Source organism: Cellulosimicrobium sp. CpK407 (assembly GCF_051844275.1).
GTDB classification, from domain to species: Bacteria; Actinomycetota; Actinomycetes; order Actinomycetales; family Cellulomonadaceae; genus Cellulosimicrobium; species Cellulosimicrobium cellulans_G.
Window position 1 is genome coordinate 20,075 of the sequence record NZ_JBGNYC010000032.1, and the last position, 14,674, is coordinate 34,748.

Here is a 14,674-nt window from a genome sequence, read left to right on the forward strand (position 1 = left end):
GTGCCCCGGTGCGACGGCGGCCGGTGCCCGTCGACGGCACCGGCACGTCCGAGGGGCGACCACGGGGGCGAGGTCGAGCCGTTCCGGCGACCTGAGAGGATCCGACCATGAGCGCGCCGATCCTCGACTCCCCGCTCCCGATCGTCGCCGCGCCGATGGCCGGCGGCCCGACGACGGTGGCGCTGTCGACCGCCGTCGCGTCCGCCGGAGGGTTCCCGTTCCTCGCCGGTGGCTACACGACGCCCGAGGCGCTGGCGGCCCAGATCGAGCCGCTCCACGCCACGGGGCACGCCTTCGGGGTCAACCTGTTCGTGCCGTCGCGCGACGTCGTCGACCCGGACGCGCTCGCCGCCTACGCCGCCGAGCTCGCGCCGGAGGCGGACGCGCTCGGCGTCGTGCTCGACCCGACGCCCGTCGCCGACGACGACCGCTGGGAGGAGAAGCTCGCGCTCCTGCTCGCGCGGCCGGTGCCGGTGGTGTCCCTGACGTTCGGGCTGCCCGACCGGGCCGCGGTCGCCGCCCTCCGCGCCGTCGGGACCCGGGTGCTCGCCAGCGTCACCGCTCCCTCCGAGGCGCGGCTCGCGCGCGACGTCGGAGTCGACGGGCTCGTGGTCCAGGGCTCCGACGCGGGCGGCCACAGCGCCGTCCACGACCCCGGCCGGGACCCGGAGCCCGTCGCGACGACCGAGCTCGTCCGGCGGGTGCGGCGCGAGGTGGACCTGCCGGTCGTGGCCGCCGGTGGCGTCGACGGACCCGGGGCGGTGCGTGCGCTCCTCGACGCCGGGGCGCAGGCCGTGGCCGTGGGCACGCTGCTGCTGCGGACCGACGAGGCGGGCACGTCGCCCACCTACCGTCGCGCCCTCGCCGACCCCGCCTTCACCGAGACGGTCCTGACCCGGGCGTTCACCGGCCGGCCCGCCCGGGCGCTGCGCAACGGCTTCGTCGAGCGCCACCGCGGGAGCGCACCCGTCGCCTACCCCGCGGTGCACCACCTGACCCGCGGGCTGCGGCAGGCGGCCGCGGCGGCGGGCGACGCCGACCGCCTGCACCTGTGGGCGGGGACCGGCTACCGGAACGCGTCGGACGGGCCGGCGGCCGACGTCGTGCGGGCGCTCGCGGGCGTCTGAGCGGACGGGTCGGCGTCCGGGCCTCAGGGGTCGCCGAGCGCGGCGCGGGCCGCGCGCGCGACGGCGGTCGCCAGGCGGTCGAGAGACGTGGAGTGCAGCCGCCACTGCTGCCAGTGCTGCGGCACGTCCATCGCCCGGGCATCGTCGAATCCCACGAGGAGGCCCGCGCGCTCGGCCCGAGCGCTCTGGAGGTCGGGGAGCATGCCCCACCCCATGCCGAGCTCGATCGCGCGGCGGAACTCGTTCGACGCGGGGACGTGGTGGCGGGGCGGGTCGATCACTGCCCCTGCCGCTGTCCCGACCGCCTCCTGGGCGCGCAGCCGCAGGTAGCGCTCCTGGAGGTCGTCCTTGCGGTCGAACGCGAGGACGGGCGCGCGGGAGAGCGCGACGGCGGTCGGGCCCTCGGGGAACCAGCGCGCGGCGAACGCGGGGCTCGCCATGGGGCGGTAGCGCATCCGGCCCAGCAGGGTCGAGCGGCAGCCGGGGACGGCCTCGGCGACCGACGTCACCGCCGCGACGGCCGTGCCGTCGCGCAGCAGGCCGATGGAGTGCTCCTCGTCCTCGCGCAGCACCTCGAGCCGGGCCCACTCCGACGCCTCGACGAGCGCCGGCAGCGCCCAGGTGGTCAGGGCGTCACCGGAGACGACGAGCGTGACCTCGGGCAGGGGCACGCCGCCGCCGGCCTCGGGGTCGCTCGGACGCGTCGCGGTCCCGATCCCCAGCTCCGCGAGCACGTCCGCCTGCTGCAGCGCGAGGTGGCGCGCGTGCCGGACGAGCACCTGGCCCGGCGGCGTGAGCTCCGCGGGCTTCCCGCGCCGCACGAGCACCTGGCCCACCGCCGACTCGAGCGCGCGCACGCGCTGGCTCACGGCGGACGGGGTGACCCCGAGCCGCTGGGCGGCGGCCTCGAACGTCCCGGCGGCGGCGATCGCGTCGAGCGTCCGGAGTTGGTCGGGCTGGAGGTCCACCATGAAGCAGATCTTAGGGAAGTGCAGAATCTTTCGCTGTACTTCATCGGGCCGCGTACCTACCGTCGAGGGCGTGCTCGCCGCTCTCTCGCCCCTCGCCGCCGGTCTCGCCGCCGGGCTGTCCCTCATCGTCGCGATCGGGGCGCAGAACGCGTTCGTCCTGCGCCAGGGCCTGCGCCGCGAGCACGTCCTGCCCGTCGTGCTCGTCTGCGCGCTCTCCGACCTCGTCCTCATCGCCGCCGGGACGGCCGGGCTCGGCGCGCTCGTGACCGGCGCGCCCGCGCTGCTCACCGCGGTGCGGTGGGGCGGTGGCGCGTTCCTCCTCACGCTCGCGGTCCTCGCCGCCCGCCGCGCCCTGCGACCCGGCGGTCTCGACGCAGCGTCCGGCGAGGTGTCGGGCGCCGGCGTGACGAGCGCCCGCTCCGCCGTCGGGACGTCGCTCGCCCTCACGTGGCTCAACCCGCACGTCTACCTCGACACCGTGCTGCTCCTCGGGTCGCTCGCCGCGGGCTACGCCGCCGCGCACGCCGGGGGAGCGGGCGACCCCGACGCCGCCCGCTGGCTCTTCGGGGCAGGCGCGATGGTCGCGAGCATCGCCTGGTTCACCGCGCTCGGCTTCGGCGCACGCCTGCTCGCACCCGTGTTCGCCAGGCCCGGCGCGTGGCGCGTGCTCGACGGCGCGATCGCCGTCGTCATGGCGACGATCGGGGTGTCGCTCCTGCTCGGTGGCTGAGGCGGCGCGTCCTCAGGACGTCGCCCAGGCCCCCAGCTCGTTGCCGCTCGGGTCGAGGAAGTGGAACCGTCGGCCGCCGGGGAACGCGTACGGGCCCTCGACCACCTGGCCGCCCGCGCCCTGCACGGCGGCGAGCGTCGCGTCGAGGTCCGCGGAGAACAGCAGCACGAGCGGCCCGCCCCGCGAGACGTCGGCCGCCTCCGCCAGGCGCAGCCCGCCCGCCTCGTCCGCACCCGACTCCGCGGCGGTGCGGATCCCCGCGTACCCGGGGCCGTAGGGGACGAACTCCCAGCCGAACGCCGCGCCGTAGAACGCCTGCGCCGCGGCGAGGTCGGTCACGGGGAGCTCGACGTAGTCGATCGAGTGGTGGATGCCGTGCGCGTGGGTGCTCATCCGGGCATCGTCGCGCGGGCCACCCACAGGGACGCGGCCTCGGTCAGCGGTCGGCGACCACGACGAACAGGGTGACCGACGCGAAGAACGCCGCGGTCGTGAGGTGCGCGACCCAGCGCTCGTACGCGTCCGGCTCGAGGTACCCGGCCTCCCGCGCGCGCCGGGCGACGCGCCCGAGACCCAGCACGGCGTCGGCCTCGCCGACGTCCCGGAAGACGGCCGTGACCGGGACGACCCGGCGGACCGAGAGCCCCGAACGCGCGGCGAGCGCGGGGAGCTGCCGGCCCGTCCACGCGTTGCGTACCACCTCCTCGACCACGTACGCCTGGTACGCGTGCGTCGTCGCGCGGTCCGGCCCGTCGATCGCGAGGGTTCCCCAGTCCGGCTCCGCGAGCACGGCGCGCCCGCCCGGGCGGAGCACGCGAGCGATCTCGTCGACGGCGCGGCCGGGGTCCGCGACGTGCTGGAGCACACGATCCGTGTGGGCGCGGTCGACGCTCCCGGCGTCGAGGTCGAGCTCGTGGGCGTCGCCCGTCCGCACCGTGACGTTGCGGGTCCCCGCCACGCGCTCCCGCGCCGCCTCGACCGCTTCGACGTCGTGGTCGATCCCCACGACCAGCCCGTCGGCGCCGACCGCCGCGCTGAAGGCGAGGAGGTCGGCACCGGGGCCGCACCCGACGTCGACCACGGTGTGGCCGTCCGCCAGGGCGAGCTCCGCGGTCACCATCGCCTTGTAGCCGCGCCCGAGGTCGGACGCCGCCAGGCGCATCAGGTAGTCGTCCGGTCGGGTGGCCTCGAAGATGTCCGCCATCCGACGATTCTCGGCTCTCGTCGGCGGCGTCGGCGGGAGGGAACGGCAGGATCCGGGACGGAGACCGTGAAGGGGCCGAACCGTCGCCGAAGGATCGAACGTCACGGATCCATGACCGTGGTCGACGGACCCGCGGGCGGCGACCGGTCAGGTGAGGTGGTCGAAGTCGCCGCGGACCCAGGCGGCGTGGCGCTGCGCGGAGCGGAGCACGACCTCTCGCGCGTCGGCCGGGACGACGCCCTCGAAGTTGTTGTAGAGCCGCTCGAACGGGCGCCGCGCGACGTGCTCGGCGACGCGCAGCACGACGGCGGCGGACAGCGGGATGCGGTTGGGGTAGGACCGCATGAAGCTGACGGACGTCCGGTCCGGGTTGGCGAAGATCGTGTCGCCGGACAGCAGCACGCCCCGGCCCTCCGCGCCGGCCGCCCAGTGCACGACGGCGCTCCCGGGGAAGTGGCCGCCCGGCTGCGACAGGACGACGCCGGGCAGCACCTCGCGCTCGCCGGTCCAGGTCTCGATGACCGGGTCCGGGCGCGCGACCCAGTGCGCGTCCGCCTCGGCGACGAGCACCGGGACGCCACCGAGGGCGCGGCTCCACGCGACCTGGACGCCGAACATGTGGGGGTGGCTCGCCGCGATCGCGACGACCGGGCCGAGCGCGCGCACCTGCTCGACGGCGTCGTCGTCCACGTAGCCGGGCGGGTCCCACAGGAGGTTGCCCGCCGGGGTGCGCACGACCTTGGCCTGCTGGCCGATGCCGACGCTGGGCTCGCTCGACAGGCCGAACAGGTCGGGCTCGAGCTCCTCCAGCACGAGGCGCTCGCCGGCCGCGGCGAGCTCGGCGAGCGTCGTCCACGCCTGCCCGGTCGCGGGGACCCACTGGCGCTCGTCCGCGCAGATGGCGCACACGTCGGGTCGCTCGGCGTGCTCGACCGCGCACGTGCAGCAGATCCACCACTCCTCGCGGGATGCGGGAGCGTCGGGCGCGAGGGGCTCGGGGGACGGCGTCGTCGTCATGGGCACAGGTCTACCGTGACCCGCCGACACGCGTCGCCTGTCACCCGGCACCCGGGCGCCGACGCACCAGGGCATCCGGCACCTGCGAGACTGGCCGCCCATGATCGCCACCGTCCTCGTCGCGCACCCCTGGCTGTCGCCGCTCGCCCTCCTCGTCCTCGTCGTGGCGGGTCCGCTCGTGGGCGCGTGGCTGGCGGGCCGCCGACCGCTCGCGTGGGTGCTGTTCGGCGTCTCGCTGCTCCCGGTGCTCCTGCTGACCCTCGTGCCGGTCGACCGCGAGCTCTTCGCGGTGTGCACCGTGAGCTGGTCGCTGCCGACCCCGGGTCGGGTCGAGCTCCTCGCGAACGTGGTGCTGTTCGTGCCGCCGGTGCTGCTCGCCGCGGTCGCGCTGGGCAGGCCCCTCGCCGCGCTCCTCGGCGGCGTCGTCGCCTCCGCGCTCGTCGAGGTGGTCCAGGCGCTCGTCCCGGCGCTCGGGCGGTCGTGCGACACGAACGACTGGCTCTCCAACTCGATCGGGGCGCTGCTCGGCACGGTCCTCGCCGTGGTCGCGCTCCGCCTCGCGGCCCGCCGGGAGCGCGCGACGAACCCGGGCTCGGTCCCCACCGCGCGCCGGTCCTGAGGAGCGACCCCGGGATCGACGACGGACCGGGCTCCGACACGACCGTGGGAACGCTTCCACCGACGGCCCTCCGCGGGTTAGCGTGGTGCTCCGGGCGCCGCCCGTCATCGCCGACCGGACCGCCCAGGAGATCGCCATGCCGCCCACCACGCTCGACGACGTCGCCGCGGCGGCCCGCGTCTCGCGGTCCACGGCCTCGCGCGTCGTGCGCGGCACGGGCCCCGTCTCCGACGCGGCGCGCCGTGCCGTCCTCGCCGCCGTCGAGGAGCTCGGGTACGTCCCGCACCCCGGTGCGCGGTCGCTCGCGAGCGGGCGTGGCGAGCGCGTCGTGGTCGCGGTCGGGTCGCCGTCCGCCGACCTGCTGGGCGACCCCTACGTCGCGCGCGTCGTCGCGGCGGCCAGCCGCGCGGCCGACACCCAGGGCGTCGGCGTGGCGCTGCGCTGGCTCGGGCGCGACCCGCGCGACGAGCTGGCCCGTCTCGCGCGCGACCCCGGCGTGGGCGGCGTGCTGCTCGTCGACTACTCCGCGGAGGTGCTCGCGAGCGTGCCGCGAGCGCTCGTCGACCGTGTGGCGGCGATCGGCCCCGCCGACGGGCGCGTGCCCTCGTACGACGTCAACGCCGCCGCGGGGATCGCCGCGCTGGTCGAGCACGTGCTCGCCGAGGGTCGGCGCGACGTCGTCATGCTCACCGGCCCCGGCTGGCTCCCCGGCGCACGGCGCGCGGTCGAGGCGTACGACGCCGTCGTGCGCGCGGCCGGGCTCCCGCACCGCGTCGTGGCCGCCGACCTCACGTCCCTCGCGGGCGCGGAGGCGGCGCGCGAGGCTCGCCGGCGCTGGCCCGCCGTCGACGCGCTCGTCGCGATGAGCGACACGCTCGCCGTCGGCGCGATGCGCGCGCTCGCGGAGGACGGCGTCCGCGTGCCCGACGACGTCGCCGTCACCGGGTTCGACGACCAGCCCTTCGCGGCGCAGGCCGGGCCGGGCCTGACGACCGCGACCCACCCCGTCGAGCGGATCGCGGCCGCGGCGACGGCAGCCCTGCTGGACCGCCGCCGGCGCGACGACGAGCGCACGTTCCCGTCCGTCGTCGTCCGCCGCACGAGCGCCTGAGCGGAACCGCGGGCAGACGTCGGATCCGGTCGTCGGCGCCGAGCCCGCGGCGCGCGCAGTAGGGTCGGCTCGCGCCGCCGACGGGCGGCCTCACGAGCACCCGGGGGGAACCATGACGCTGCAGCCCGACCTGCCCACCGCCGGTACGCCGGTCCCGCCGGTCCCGAGCCCGACCCGGCGTCGCGGGCGCCTGGTCCTCGTCGTCTCGCTCGTCCTCGTCCTCGTCGTCGCCGCCGCGCTCGTCGTCTACCTCACCGTCCGCCCGCGCCTCGCCCGCGAGTCGAACATCGAGGACGTGGCGACGGCGTTCGAGGCCTGCGATCTCGACGTCACGGGCGCGACCCTCGACCGGGACAACGGGTCGATCGACTTCGGCGCGGTGGAGGCGGCGACGGGGCCCGGCGGGTTGGGCACGACCTGGGACGACGTCGAGTGCGTGGGCGACGCGCTCGGGATGCCGGCCGAGCACCTCTCCCGGCTCCAGGAGCCGGGCAGCGGGTTCGACACGGAGGAGCTCCGGTGGGACGTGTACATGGTGCTGCGCCTCCAGGGCGACGGGGACACCCACGTGTCGCTGTACCACGACTGGCAGGCGCCCGCCTACGGCGACTGAGGGCCGCGGCCCAGCGCCGGGAGCCGATCACCCCGGCCGCGACGCCCACCGCCCCGTGCCTCCTCCTGCGCCCGCGGGGCGGACGTGGCAGCATCGCGCGTGGTCGCTGCGGACGATCCGGACGGAGGGGACGGGATGGGACTGGACGTCGACGGGGTCGAGCAGGAGGTCGCGACCGGGTCCCTCCCGGGGTGGGACCGCGTCGAGGAGCACGTGCGCGCGGCCCACGAGCGGTACCGCGCGCACGACGACGGTGCTGTCGCCGACTACATCCCCGTCCTCGCCGAGGCGGACCCGGCTCTGTTCGGGGTGTGCGTCGCCGAGTCGGGCGGGGCGGTCCACGCCGTGGGCGACGCCGACGTCGAGTTCTCCGTCCAGTCGATCTCCAAGGCGTTCGTCTACGCGCTCGTCTGCGAGGCCTACGGCCACGAGGGGGTGCTCGAACGGGTCGGGGTGGACAACACGGGCCTCGCCTTCAACTCGGTCATGGCGGTCGAGCTCCACGACGGCCACCCGCGCAACCCCATGGTCAACGCTGGCGCGCTCGCGACCACGGCGCTCATGCCCGGCTCGTCCTTCGCCGAGCAGTGGGAGAACGTGCGGACCGGCCTGTCCCGGTTCGCCGGTCGGCCGCTCGAGCTCGACGGGGTCGTGTACCGGTCGGAGTCGGCGACGAACATGCGCAACAAGGCGATCGCGCGGCTCCTGGAGAGCTACGGACGGATCGAGGTCGACCCGCTGGAGGTCGTCGACGTCTACACCAGGCAGTGCGCGCTGCGCGTGAGCGCGCGCGACCTCGCCGTCATGGGCGCGACGCTCGCGGACGGCGGGGTCAACCCGGTCACGGGCGAGCGCGTGGTCTCCGCGCAGGTCTGCCGGGACACGCTCGCGGTGCTCGCCGCGACGGGCATGTACGAGCGGTCCGGGGAGTGGCTGTTCGAGATCGGCCTCCCGGCCAAGTCCGGCGTGGCAGGGGGCATCGTCGCGGTCGCCCCCGGCAAGGGGGCGATCGGCACGTTCTCACCGCCGCTCGACCCGGCCGGGAACAGCGTGCGCGGCCAGCGCGCGACCGCGTACCTCTCGCGGACGCTCGGCCTCAACCTCTTCGCGTCCTCCCCGCACGTCCCCGTGACGACCACCCGCCCGACCGAGAGAAGGGACGCCGCCCTGTGAGCACCCGAGACGCCGTCGACGCCACCGCCGCACCGGCGACCGAGGACCGTCGGTCGTGGGTGCCGATGGTCGGCCTGTTCCTCGCCCAGGTCCTCATGTCGTTCAACGTCGCGGCGCTGCCCGTGTCGCTGGGCGGGATGGTGGAGGACTTCGGCGTCCCGCCGACCGTCGCGAGCACGACGATCGTCGTCTACGGCCTCGCGGTCGCCGCGCTCGTCATGACCGGGGCGAAGCTGGGCCAGCGGATCGGGTGGGTCGCGATCTTCCGGGTCGTCGTGGCGACCTTCGCCGGCTCGGCGCTGCTCATGATCCTCTCGCCGACCGTCGCCTGGGCCATCACGGGCCAGGCCGTCGCGGGCGCCTCGGCCGCGATCATCGTGCCCGCGCTCGTCGCCCTCATCGCGGAGAACTACCGCGGACCCCAGCAGGCGACGGCGATCGGCTCGCTCGGCTCGGCGCGCGCGGTGTCCGGCATGAGCGCGTTCTTCATCGGCGGCGCGCTCGGGACGCTCATCGGCTGGCGACCCACCTTCGGCATCGTCCTCGCGCTCGCCGTCGTCGTCTTCGTGCTCAGCTTCCGGCTCCGGTCCGACGCGGGCGACCCCGGCATCCGCATCGACCTCGTGGCCGCGGTGCTCATCGGCGCGGCCGTCGTGGCGCTCACCCTCGGCTTCAACAACCTCAACGCCTGGGGGCTGTTCTTCGCCGCGCCGGGCGCCCCGTTCGACCTGGTCGGCGTCTCGCCCGCACCCGTGCTCGTCCTGCTCGGCATCGTGCTCGGGCAGGCGTTCTTCTGGTGGACGCGGCGCCGGACCGCCGCCGGCAAGGTCCCGCTCGTCGACCTGTCCGTCCTCGCACGGCCCAGCGAACGAGCGGCGGTCTACGCGATGTTCGTCGTGGTCGCCCTCGAGGCCGCGCTGAACTTCACCGTGCCGCTGTACATCCAGATCGTGCAGGGCCGCACGCCGTTCGACACGGCGCTCGCGATGATGCCGTTCAACCTCACCGTGTTCGTCACCGCGACGCTCGTCGTGCGCTTCTACCGGCGCTACCCGCCGCGCACGATCGGGGTCTTCGGCTTCACCCTGACGACCGCCGCGCTGCTCTGGCTGTCGTTCGTCGTGACGAACAACTGGGAGACGCTGCCCACGATCCTCGGCCTCGTCGTCTTCGGGATCGGTCAGGGTGCGCTCGTGACGCTCGTGTTCAACGTGCTCGTCACGGCGGCGCCCAAGACCCTCGCGGGCGACGTCGGCTCGATCCGCGGCACGACGCAGAACCTCGCCTCGGCGGTCGGCACGGCGCTCGCGGGGGCTCTGCTCGTGACGATCCTGTCGTTCAGCGTCGGGCGCGCCGTCGTCGAGCACCCCGAGCTGCCGCCGTCGCTCGTCGCCCAGGTCGACCTCGACACCGTCAACTTCGTGAGCAACGACGACCTGCGCACGGTCCTCGCGGGCACCGACGCGACGCCCGCCCAGGTGGACGCCGCCGTCGCGCTCAACGAGGACGCGCGCCTCGGGACGCTGAAGATCGGCCTCCTCGTCCTGGCCGCGGTCAGCGCGACGGCGATCCTCCCCGCGAGCCGCCTGCCGCGCTACCGGCCCGACGAGATCCCCGACCCCGCGCCCGCCCGGTAGCCCGCTACGCCTCGCGGCCTCCGGCGCCGTCGGGCCCGTCGGCGGAGCGGTGGGCACCGCGACCCGACTCCTGACCGGGGCCGCCGTCCCGGGTCTCGGCGTCCGCGGAGCGCCCGCCGCTCCGGCGCAGCGCACGGGCCTGCTCGACCGCCTCGTCGCGCTTGGCCGCCTTCTTGTCGCTCGCGCGCGTGTCCCGCGGCGGGAGCTGGAGGCGCTCCTCGGCCTCGAGCCCGCCCTGGAGCTCGCGGCTGCGCTCGACCTCCGCGTCGAGCTCGGCGCCGAGCAGGAGGGCGAGGTTCGTGATCCACAGCCAGAGCAGGAAGATGATGACGCCGGCGAGAGTCCCGTACGTCGCGCCGTAGCTGCTGAGGCCGCTGCCCAGGTAGAGCCCGAACGCGGCGGACGCCAGCGCCCACACGAGGATCGCGAGGAGCGCCCCGGGGCTGACCCACCGGAAGCGCGGCTGCTTCACGTTCGGCGTGAGGTGGTACAGCAGCGCGACGAGGACCACCACGAGCAGGAGCGCGACCGGCCACTTCACGACCTGCCACACGGCGATCGCGGTGTCCCCGAGGCCCACGAGCTCGCCCACCTGGCGCGCGATCGGTCCGGAGAGCACGAGGCTCGCGACGACGAGCGCCGCGAGAACCACCACGACGACCGTCACGCCGAGCATGACGGGCCGCAGCTTCCAGATCGGGCGCCCCTCCTCGACCTCGTAGATGCGGTTCATCGACCGGCCGAACGCCCCGACGTAGCCCGACGCGGACCACAGGGCCAGCACGACACCGATGACCAGCGCCCACCCGGCCTTGTCGGTGTCGGCGGCCTGCTCGACGAGCGGCTCGATCATGCTCAGCGTGGTGGACGGCACGACCCCCTCGACGCTCGTCAGGACCGAGTCGACCGCCTTCTCGCCGTCGCCCACGAGCCCGAGGATCGACACGAGCGCCAGGAGCGCGGGCGCGGAGGCGAGCACGGCGTAGTACGTGAGGGCCGCGGCGAGGTCGGTGCACTGGTCGTCCAGGAACTCGCGCACCGCGCCCTTGAGCGCCAACCCCCACGACGGCTTGTGCAGGTCGGTGGGGGAGCCCGGCTTGCGCTCGGGGGCAGGCCCGGCCTCGGCGTCCGCCGCGGTTTCGGACGCGCGGCGTCCGCTGCTGCTCTCGGTCATGGCGGCCTCCTCGGTGGGCGTCGCCTCGGCGCACGACGCTCGCGTCGGCGGACCGGCCTCGCGGCCCGTCCCGGACCCTCACCACGCTCGGGGCGCCCGGCTGCACCCGCAAGCCGGGGACGGTCAGTGCGAAGTGCCCGCACGCTCCCCGCTGTGCCAGGTGAAGGCGACGGCGTGGGGCGGGTCCCAGCGCGTGACGCGGCCCGCTCGGCGGTGAAGACGCCGAACGCGCGCTCCGGCGGGCCGGGACGGCGAGGGTCGTGACGAGCGGTGCGGTCGTCGCGGTCATGAGGTCCTCGCGACGGGTGCGTCCTGTCGACCGTGGCCCCGATGCGCGAGCAGGCAGCCGCGGCTACGGCGCGGCCGCGGTCGACCGCCGCTCGACCAGCGCGACGTCGATGCGGGTAACGCCGGTGGGTCGGTCGGCCAGCTCGTCGCGGGCTGCGTCCTGGGCGGGCCGCCGCGGTCGCGACGCACCGTCGTCGAGCGCGTCCAGGAGCAGGTCCGCCGCGGTGCGCCCCTTGAGCGCGGTGTCCTGCGCGACCGTCGTGAGCGGCGGGTCGACGTAGCGCGCGATCTCCGCGTCGTCGAACCCGACGACCGACACCTCGCCCGGCACACGGACCCCGGCCTGGGTCAGCCCGCGCGAGATCCCGGCGGCGAGGACGTCCGCCGTGGCGAACACCGCCGTCGCGCCGGGATGACTGGCCGCGACGCGCGCGGCCGCGTCGAGGCCGTCGTCGTACGTCGTGTTCGCCGGTACGACATGCAGCACGACGCCGTCCCCCGCCTCGCCACGGACCACGTCCTGCGCCGCTCGCTCCTCCCGGGTGTGACGGTCGGGCGCGCTCGGCTCGGCCGCGTCGGCCGGGTCGAGCCCGAGCCCCGCGCGGAAGCCGGCGAGGCGCTCGCGGACGACCTGGCTCGTCGTGCCCACGGGCCCGCACAGCACGACCTCGCGGTGACCCAGGGCGCGCAGGTGCTCGCCCGCGAGCCGCCCGCCCTCGAAGTCGTCGGCGCGCACGGTCGCGGCACCGGGGGCGTCCACGTAGGTGTCGACGACGACGGCGGGCACGCCCCGCGGTAGGTCGAGCGTCGCGAGCTCGTCGTCGGTGAACCCCATGACGACGATCCCGTCGAGGTTCCAGCGCTGGACGGAGTCGAGCACGTCGCGGTGGTGCGTGACGCCCCGCAGCATGAGGTGGTGGTCGCGCTCGCGCAGGCGCGCCTCGACGGCCCCGGCGACGGCGACGTCGTGCGGGCTGCCGAGCAGGCTGCCGCCGTCGGCGCGGTCGGGTAGCAGCAGGCCGACGAGGCGGGTGCGCCGCGCGGCGAGGCTCTGCGCCGGACCGTTGGGCACGTAGCCCCGCGCGGCGACGATGCGCTCGACCTCGCGGGCCGTCGCGGGGGAGACGCGGCCGAGGTTGCCGTTCACCACGTTGGAGACGGTCATGACGGACACGCCCGCCTCGCGGGCGATGTCCTTGAGCGTGACGCGGGCCATCGTCGGCGCGGCTCCTTCGGTCGTGGGCGGGGCGCGGGTCGGCCCGAGGGTCGACGGTAGCGGCGACGGCGTCCGGGCACCGTGACCAACTCGTGACCCGTCGGTCGCTTGACGCCGATCTTAAGCGCGTTTAGCGTTAAACGTATACCGCTAAACCTGCACTGCTCACGGTGGGGACGGCGACCGACGGGACGTACCGGCGGCGTCGAGGGGCAGCGCGTTCCCGACACCCAGCAGACGCGGGCATCATGGCCCGGAGTCCTCAGCGAGGAGAGACGATGAAGTCAGCAACCACGGTGGGCGCGGCTGCGCTCACCGGCGCCCTGGTCCTCACCCTGACCGCGTGCGGCACCGGCGACGACGCCGAGGGTGACGGCGCCGCCACCTCCGGCGCGGTCGAGATCGAGGTCTCGATCGACGCCGGCCTGGACGACGACGCACGAGCCAAGTTCGACGAGCGCGTCGCGCAGTTCGAGGAAGAGCACCCGGACATCACCGTCACGGCGCGCGAGTACACGTGGGAGGGCACGACCTTCGCCACCGAGCTCGCGGGCGGCACGCTCCCCGACGTCTTCACGATCCCGTTCACCGACGGCCGCGGGCTCATCGAGCGCGAGCAGATCGCCGACATCAGCGACCTCGTCGCCGAGCTCCCGTACGCGGAGGACTTCAACCCGAACGTCGCGCAGGCCGGCCAGGCCGCCGACGGCTCGATGTGGGCCGTGCCCATCGCCGCCTACAGCCAGGGCCTGCACTACAACCGCACGCTGTTCGAGCAGGCGGGGCTCGACCCCGACGACCCTCCGACCACGTGGGAGGAGGTCCGCGAGGACGCGAAGACCATCGCGGACGCCACCGGCGTCGCGGGCTACGCGACCATGACGTCGGGCAACACCGGGGGCTGGATCCTCACGACGCTCACCAACGCGTTCGGCGGCTCCGTCCAGGAGTTCGACGGCGAGACCGCGACGTCGACGATCGACACGCCCGAGCTCACCGAGGTGCTCGAGTACCTGCACGCGCTGCGGTGGGAGGACGACTCGATGGGCGCGAACTTCCTCTACGACTGGGGGAGCATCAACCAGGACTTCGCCGCGGGCCAGATCGGGATGTACGTCTCGGGCGGCGGCAACTACGGCAACCTCTTCACGCAGAACGCGATGAACCCGGACGACTACGGGCTCACCGTCATCCCGCTGGTCGGCGACGGCGGCGTCCTCGGCGGCGGCACGCTCGCCGCGGTGAGCGCGAAGGCCTCGCCCGAGGAGCAGGCGGCCGGCGTCGAGTGGATCGACTTCTACTACATGGAGAAGCTCACCGACGAGGCGGCGGCGAAGCTCGACGCGGAGACCGCCGTCGCGAACGACCAGCCGGTCGGCGCCCCGGAGCTCCCGGTCTTCGACGAGCAGACGTACCTCGAGTCGCGCGCCTGGACCGAGGAGTACGTCAACGTGCCGGTGGACCAGATGAGCTCCTACACGGAGAACATCTTCGACCAGCCGGTCGTCCCCGAGCCCGCACGCTCGACGCAGGAGATCTACGCGCTGCTCGACCCGGTGGTCCAGGCCGTGCTCACCGACGAGGACGCGGACATCGACGCGCTCGTCGCCCAGGTGCAAGAGCAGGCCCAGGCGCTCCTCGACGCCGCTCAGGGCTGACGCCCACCGCCGAACCCGGGGTTGCTGCACTGCACCCCCCCGGTGCCGAACCCGCCCGTATCCCCGGGTTCGGCCGCTCCCCGGTCCAGAACCCCGGGTTCGGCTTTTCGCCCGACGGCCCCCCCGGGTGAGCGCC

Annotated in this window: 14 protein-coding genes; 8 read left to right on the forward strand and 6 right to left on the reverse strand. The window is 75.1% G+C overall.

Annotated features, from left to right (window positions below; all coding sequences use genetic code 11):
* Positions 1-107: 107 nt before the first annotated feature.
* Positions 108-1,127, forward strand: a complete 1,020-nt coding sequence (locus ABWU78_RS14165; RefSeq protein WP_439158739.1) for an NAD(P)H-dependent flavin oxidoreductase — start codon at positions 108-110, stop codon at positions 1,125-1,127.
* A gap of 23 nt (positions 1,128-1,150) precedes the next feature.
* On the opposite strand, the gene ABWU78_RS14170 is transcribed toward ABWU78_RS14165, so the two are convergent.
* Positions 1,151-2,098 (reverse strand): ArgP/LysG family DNA-binding transcriptional regulator, encoded by a 948-nt coding sequence (locus tag ABWU78_RS14170; protein WP_439158740.1) that lies wholly within the window; start codon positions 2,096-2,098, stop codon positions 1,151-1,153.
* A gap of 70 nt (positions 2,099-2,168) precedes the next feature.
* Between ABWU78_RS14170 and ABWU78_RS14175 the strand changes: the two genes are divergently transcribed.
* A complete protein-coding gene (locus tag ABWU78_RS14175; protein ID WP_439158741.1) occupies positions 2,169-2,828 on the forward strand; it encodes a LysE/ArgO family amino acid transporter in 660 nt (219 codons plus the stop codon).
* 12 nt (positions 2,829-2,840) lie between these two features.
* On the opposite strand, the gene ABWU78_RS14180 is transcribed toward ABWU78_RS14175, so the two are convergent.
* From ABWU78_RS14180 to ABWU78_RS14190, 3 genes are all read right to left on the reverse strand, one after another.
* Positions 2,841-3,221: a VOC family protein gene (locus tag ABWU78_RS14180; protein ID WP_253051697.1), complete on the reverse strand. Its 381-nt coding sequence runs from the start codon at positions 3,219-3,221 to the stop codon at positions 2,841-2,843.
* A gap of 43 nt (positions 3,222-3,264) precedes the next feature.
* Positions 3,265-4,032 carry a methyltransferase domain-containing protein gene (locus tag ABWU78_RS14185; RefSeq protein ID WP_439158742.1) on the reverse strand — a complete coding sequence of 256 codons (768 nt, stop codon included), beginning with the start codon at positions 4,030-4,032 and terminating at the stop codon, positions 3,265-3,267.
* Between the two features lie 147 nt (positions 4,033-4,179).
* Positions 4,180-5,049, reverse strand: a complete 870-nt coding sequence (locus ABWU78_RS14190) for an MBL fold metallo-hydrolase (RefSeq protein WP_439158743.1) — start codon at positions 5,047-5,049, stop codon at positions 4,180-4,182.
* A gap of 100 nt (positions 5,050-5,149) precedes the next feature.
* On the opposite strand from ABWU78_RS14190, the gene ABWU78_RS14195 reads away from it, so the two are divergent.
* The 5 genes from ABWU78_RS14195 to ABWU78_RS14215 all read left to right on the forward strand — a co-directional run bounded on the left by ABWU78_RS14195 (position 5,150) and on the right by ABWU78_RS14215 (position 10,202).
* Positions 5,150-5,668 (forward strand): VanZ family protein, encoded by a 519-nt coding sequence (locus ABWU78_RS14195; protein WP_439158744.1) that lies wholly within the window; start codon positions 5,150-5,152, stop codon positions 5,666-5,668.
* A gap of 136 nt (positions 5,669-5,804) precedes the next feature.
* Positions 5,805-6,779: a LacI family DNA-binding transcriptional regulator gene (locus tag ABWU78_RS14200; protein WP_439158745.1), complete on the forward strand. Its 975-nt coding sequence runs from the start codon at positions 5,805-5,807 to the stop codon at positions 6,777-6,779.
* 112 nt (positions 6,780-6,891) lie between these two features.
* Positions 6,892-7,392, forward strand: a complete 501-nt coding sequence (locus ABWU78_RS14205; protein WP_439158746.1) for a hypothetical protein — start codon at positions 6,892-6,894, stop codon at positions 7,390-7,392.
* A gap of 135 nt (positions 7,393-7,527) precedes the next feature.
* A complete protein-coding gene (gene glsA, locus ABWU78_RS14210; RefSeq protein WP_439158747.1) occupies positions 7,528-8,565 on the forward strand; it encodes a glutaminase A in 1,038 nt (345 codons plus the stop codon).
* Entirely contained in the window at positions 8,562-10,202 is a 1,641-nt protein-coding gene (locus ABWU78_RS14215; RefSeq protein ID WP_439158748.1) for an MFS transporter, read from the forward strand. The genes glsA and ABWU78_RS14215 overlap by 4 nt, the downstream gene beginning before the upstream one ends.
* Before the next feature lie 4 nt (positions 10,203-10,206).
* Here ABWU78_RS14215 and ABWU78_RS14220 read toward each other — a convergent pair whose 3' ends face one another.
* Both ABWU78_RS14220 and ABWU78_RS14225 read right to left on the reverse strand, forming a co-directional pair.
* The gene (locus tag ABWU78_RS14220) at positions 10,207-11,376 is read right to left on the reverse strand and encodes a YihY/virulence factor BrkB family protein (RefSeq protein WP_353707029.1); all 1,170 of its coding nucleotides are present in this window, start codon (positions 11,374-11,376) and stop codon (positions 10,207-10,209) included.
* A gap of 352 nt (positions 11,377-11,728) precedes the next feature.
* A complete protein-coding gene (locus ABWU78_RS14225) occupies positions 11,729-12,880 on the reverse strand; it encodes a LacI family DNA-binding transcriptional regulator (protein WP_253051706.1) in 1,152 nt (383 codons plus the stop codon).
* A gap of 278 nt (positions 12,881-13,158) precedes the next feature.
* Between ABWU78_RS14225 and ABWU78_RS14230 the strand changes: the two genes are divergently transcribed.
* Positions 13,159-14,538: an ABC transporter substrate-binding protein gene (locus tag ABWU78_RS14230; RefSeq protein ID WP_253051707.1), complete on the forward strand. Its 1,380-nt coding sequence runs from the start codon at positions 13,159-13,161 to the stop codon at positions 14,536-14,538.
* The last annotated feature ends 136 nt before the right edge of the window (positions 14,539-14,674 follow it).

Bases quoted from the DNA above. Each gene is read 5' to 3' on its own strand.
- ABWU78_RS14225 (WP_253051706.1), bottom strand. From the start codon at position 12,880: ATGGCCCGCGTCACGCTCAAGGACATCGCCCGCGAGGCGGGCGTGTCC.
- ABWU78_RS14195 (WP_439158744.1), top strand. From the start codon at position 5,150: ATGATCGCCACCGTCCTCGTCGCGCACCCCTGGCTGTCGCCGCTCGCC.
- ABWU78_RS14165 (WP_439158739.1), top strand. From the start codon at position 108: ATGAGCGCGCCGATCCTCGACTCCCCGCTCCCGATCGTCGCCGCGCCG.
- glsA (WP_439158747.1), top strand. From the start codon at position 7,528: ATGGGACTGGACGTCGACGGGGTCGAGCAGGAGGTCGCGACCGGGTCC.
- ABWU78_RS14220 (WP_353707029.1), bottom strand. From the start codon at position 11,376: ATGACCGAGAGCAGCAGCGGACGCCGCGCGTCCGAAACCGCGGCGGAC.
- ABWU78_RS14170 (WP_439158740.1), bottom strand. From the start codon at position 2,098: ATGGTGGACCTCCAGCCCGACCAACTCCGGACGCTCGACGCGATCGCC.
- ABWU78_RS14190 (WP_439158743.1), bottom strand. From the start codon at position 5,049: ATGACGACGACGCCGTCCCCCGAGCCCCTCGCGCCCGACGCTCCCGCA.
- ABWU78_RS14205 (WP_439158746.1), top strand. From the start codon at position 6,892: ATGACGCTGCAGCCCGACCTGCCCACCGCCGGTACGCCGGTCCCGCCG.
- ABWU78_RS14200 (WP_439158745.1), top strand. From the start codon at position 5,805: ATGCCGCCCACCACGCTCGACGACGTCGCCGCGGCGGCCCGCGTCTCG.
- ABWU78_RS14230 (WP_253051707.1), top strand. From the start codon at position 13,159: ATGAAGTCAGCAACCACGGTGGGCGCGGCTGCGCTCACCGGCGCCCTG.
- ABWU78_RS14185 (WP_439158742.1), bottom strand. From the start codon at position 4,032: ATGGCGGACATCTTCGAGGCCACCCGACCGGACGACTACCTGATGCGC.
- ABWU78_RS14180 (WP_253051697.1), bottom strand. From the start codon at position 3,221: ATGAGCACCCACGCGCACGGCATCCACCACTCGATCGACTACGTCGAG.